Origin of the sequence: Mycobacterium sp. UM_Kg27, assembly GCF_000972905.1 — a bacterium.
In the GTDB taxonomy this organism is placed as follows: Bacteria; Actinomycetota; Actinomycetes; order Mycobacteriales; family Mycobacteriaceae; genus Mycobacterium.
On the sequence record NZ_JRMM01000216.1, the window covers coordinates 1 to 4,153 of the forward strand.

At 67.0% G+C, this 4,153-nt stretch carries 2 protein-coding genes; one reads left to right on the forward strand and one right to left on the reverse strand.

Annotated elements, in window-relative coordinates:
* The coding region (gene pstS, locus LI94_RS20475; RefSeq protein WP_046302367.1) for a phosphate ABC transporter substrate-binding protein PstS at positions 1-801 on the reverse strand (801 nt) is incomplete at its 3' end.
* 247 nt (positions 802-1,048) lie between these two features.
* Here pstS and hrpA point away from each other — a divergent pair.
* A partial coding sequence (gene hrpA / locus LI94_RS20480) for an ATP-dependent RNA helicase HrpA (protein WP_046302368.1) occupies positions 1,049-4,153 on the forward strand: 3,105 nt, incomplete at its 3' end.

Sequence of the window (4,153 nt, forward strand, 5' to 3'; positions counted from 1 at the left end):
GGGCCCGGCGGAGGTGACGATCTGGGCAGTCGCCAGATTCTTGGCCTGGGCGAATGACCACTCGTTGTAGGTGATCGCCCCCTCGGTGGAGGCGATGGCTCCGGCCGTGCCGTCGTTGCCCTTGGCGCCTTCACCGACGCCACCATTGAACGACTTGCCGACGCCCTTGCCCCAGGCCCCGCCGGAGGCGGCATCCAGGTACTGCTGGAAGTTGTCGGTGGTCCCGGACTCGTCGCTGCGGAACACCACGTGGATCGGCTGGGCGGGCAGCGTGGCCGTCGGGTTGAGCGCCTTGATTGCTGCGTCATCCCAGCTGGTGATGGCTCCGTTGAAGATCTTCGCGGCGGTCGGGCCGTCGAGAATCAGCGTGTCGACGCCCGGGATGTTGTAGGTGATCGCGATGGGGCCGAACACCACCGGCAGGTTCCATGCCGGGGATTCGCAGCGCTGCTGCGCCTCGGCGTAGTCGTCGCCGCTCAGCGGAACGTCGGAGCCGGCGAAGTCGGTCTGGCCGCCCACGAACTCCCGGATACCGGCGCCCGATCCGTTGGCCGTGTAGTTGACGTTGTGGTCGGGACACTCGTCGATGAACGCCTTGACGAACCGGGCCATCGCGTTCTGCTGGGCGGTCGATCCGCTGGCTTTCAGCGTGTCCGTGCCGCCGCAGTTGCCGCCCGCGGCCGCCGAGCTCGAGGTCGTCTTCTCACCGGTGTCGGCGTTCTTATCGCTGCCGCACCCGGATAACACCAATGCGCCGGTCGCCACAATGCCCAGCGTCGTGCCAATTCCGTTCAGTTTCACTTTGCCCTTTCGCAGACAAATTAGGGTGATGATCACTGGCGCGCCATCACGGATCAACCCGGCCGGTAATTCGCAACATCGCGTGCTATCCGGGTCACTTCTCTATTTAATGCGGTGCACGAAGGTTACGGTAGGGTGAACAGCCATGATCTAACGGTGGAATTCTGGTGGAATTGGGATGACGCTGATAATGACTGGCTAAATGCCAGATGACAGGTGGGTCGCCCCGGCCCGTAAGCTTCGCGAAGTGGTGGAACCGTCCGTCGCGCAGTTGCGCACGCTCCTCGATGAGCTGACCCTGCGGGACGCGGTCTACTTCGGACGGCGCCTGAAGGACCTGCGGGGCGCAAAGCCCGAGCAGGTGCGAAAACTGGCCGAGCGGATGGGCGAGGCCCAAGCGCTGATTGCCGCGCGCCGGGCCGCAGTGCCGGATGTCCGCTATCCCGACCTGCCGGTCAGCGCCCGCCGCGACGAGATCGCCGCGGCGATTCGGGATCACCAGGTCGTGGTGGTGGCCGGCGAGACCGGTTCCGGTAAAACCACTCAGCTGCCCAAGATATGCCTGGAGCTCGGTCGCGGAATTCGCGGCACCATCGGCCACACCCAGCCGCGGCGGCTGGCCGCCCGCACCGTTGCTCAGCGCATCGCCGACGAATTGGCCAGCCCGCTAGGCGATGTCGTCGGGTACGCGGTCCGGTTCACCGACCGGGTGTCCGATCGGACCCTGATCAAGCTGATGACCGACGGCATCCTGCTCGCCGAGCTCGAACGCGACCGGCGGTTGCTGCGCTACGACACGCTGATCATCGACGAGGCGCATGAACGCAGCCTCAACATCGACTTTCTGCTCGGCTATCTGCGGGAGTTGTTGCCGCGCCGGCCAGATCTGAAGGTGATCATCACCTCGGCCACCATCGAACCTCAGCGCTTCGCAGCGCACTTCGGCGGAGCCGAATATGGGCGCGGTGGCGGAGCCGAATATGGGCGCAGCGCGCACAACGGCGGTGGCCCTGCGCCGATCGTCGAGGTGTCCGGCCGCAGCTACCCGGTGGAAATCCGGTATCGCCCACTGGAGCTCCCGGTCAGCCCGGAGGTCGCAGACGATTCCACCGACCCCAACGACCCGGATCGAGAGATCATCCGGACCGAGACGCGCGACGAGATCGAGGCGATCGTCGACGCGGTGCACGAACTGTCCGCCGAACCGCCCGGCGACATTCTGGTGTTCCTGTCCGGCGAACGCGAGATCCGCGACACCGCCGAGGCTCTCGGCGGGCTGCCCAACACCGAGATTCTTCCGTTGTACGCGCGGCTGTCCACCGCAGAGCAGCAGAAGGTGTTCGCCCGGCCCCGTTCGGGGCCGCAGAAGAACCGCATTGTGCTGGCCACCAACGTGGCTGAGACATCGCTGACGGTACCGGGCATCCGCTACGTGATCGATCCGGGCAACGCACGTATCTCCCGCTACAGTCGCCGGCTGAAGGTGCAGCGGCTCCCGATCGAACCCATCTCGCAGGCCTCCGCCGCCCAGCGCAGCGGCCGGTGCGGCCGCACGGCGCCCGGGATCTGCATCCGGCTCTACAGCGAAGTCGACTTCGACACGCGACCGCGCTACACCGACCCCGAGGTGTTGCGCACGAACCTGGCGGCTGTGTTGCTGCGGATGGCGTCGCTGCGGCTGGGTGCGGTGGAAGACTTCGGCTTCCTCGACCCTCCCGATTCGCGCAGCATCCGCGACGGGGTCGCGTTGCTGGTCGAACTCGGGGCGTTCACCGCGCAGGGGGCGATCACCGATGTGGGCCGTCGGCTGGCCCGGCTGCCGGTGGACCCGCGCTTGGGCCGGATGATCCTGGCTGCTGAGACCGAGGGCTGTGTGCGCGAGATGCTGGTGCTCGCCGCCGCCCTGACCATCCCCGACCCCAGGGAGCGGCCGGTCGATCGGGAGGAGGCGGCCCGGGCCAAACATGCCCGGTTCGTCGACGACGATTCCGACTTCACCGCCTACCTCAACTTGTGGTCGTACCTATCAGAGCAGCGGAAGGCTTTGAGCGGCAGTGCGTTTCGCCGCATGTGCCGTAATGAGTTCCTGCACTACCTGCGGATTCGGGAATGGCAGGACCTGGTCGGTCAGCTGCGCAGCATCGCCGCCGATATCGGCATCCGTGAATCTGGTGAGCCCGCTCAACCGGCTGCTGTGCACGCTGCGTTGTTGGCCGGGTTGTTGTCGCATGTCGGGATGCGGCGCGAGGACGGCCGGGAGTTCGCCGGTGCACGCAACTCGAAATTCGTGTTGGCGCCCGGATCGGTGCTGGCCAAACGACCGCCGCGCTGGACGATGGTCGCTGAACTGGTGGAGACCAGCCGGCTGTTCGGGCGGACCGCCGCGCGCATCCAGCCGGAAACCGTCGAGCGGGTGGCGGGCGATCTGGTCCAGCGCAGCTACAGCGAGCCGCATTGGGATGCCAAGCGCGGCGAGGTGATGGCCTTCGAAAAGGTGACGCTCTACGGGTTGCCGCTGGTGGCGCGCCGCCGGGTGGGCTACGCCCGGGTGGAGCCCGTGGTGGCCCGCGCGCTGTTCATCCGGCATGCGCTGGTCGACGGCGACTGGGTGGCCCGGCACCGATTCCTCGCCGACAACGCAGCGCTGCGCACCCAGCTGCAGGAGCTGGAGGACAGGGTCCGTCGTCGCGACCTGATCGTCGACGACGACACCGTGTATGACCTCTACGACACAAGGATTCCCGCCGAGGTGGTCTCGGCACGGCACTTCGACGGCTGGTGGAAGAAGCAGCAGAAGATTACCCCTGACCTGCTGACCTTCACTCGCGATGAGCTGCTGCGGGCCGACGAGACACTCGGCGCCGACCGGCCGGACAGTTGGGCGACCGCCGATCTCGCGTTGCCGCTGAGCTATCGCTTCGAGCCGGGCGCCGCCGACGACGGGGTCACCGTCCATGTCCCGATCGATGTGCTGGCACGCCTCGGCGGCGACGAGTTCGCCTGGCAGGTACCGGCGCTGCGCGAAGAGCTGATCACCGCGCTGATCCGCTCCCTGCCCAAAGACCTGCGTCGTAACTTTGTCCCGGCGCCCGACACCGCGCGCGCGGTGCTGTCGTCGATCGGGCCGTCAGGCGAGCCGCTGCTGGAGACGCTGGTCCACGAGCTGCGTCGCCGCACCGGTGTGCTGGTCGGAATCGATGCCTTCGACCTGGACAAGCTTCCCGCGCACTTGAGGGTCACCTTCGCGGTGGAGGCCGCCGACGGCACAGAGGTGGCTCGCGGCAAAGACCTTGGCGTCTTGCAGGATCGGCTGGCGGCGTCCGCCCGCGCGGCTGTCTCTTATACACATCTC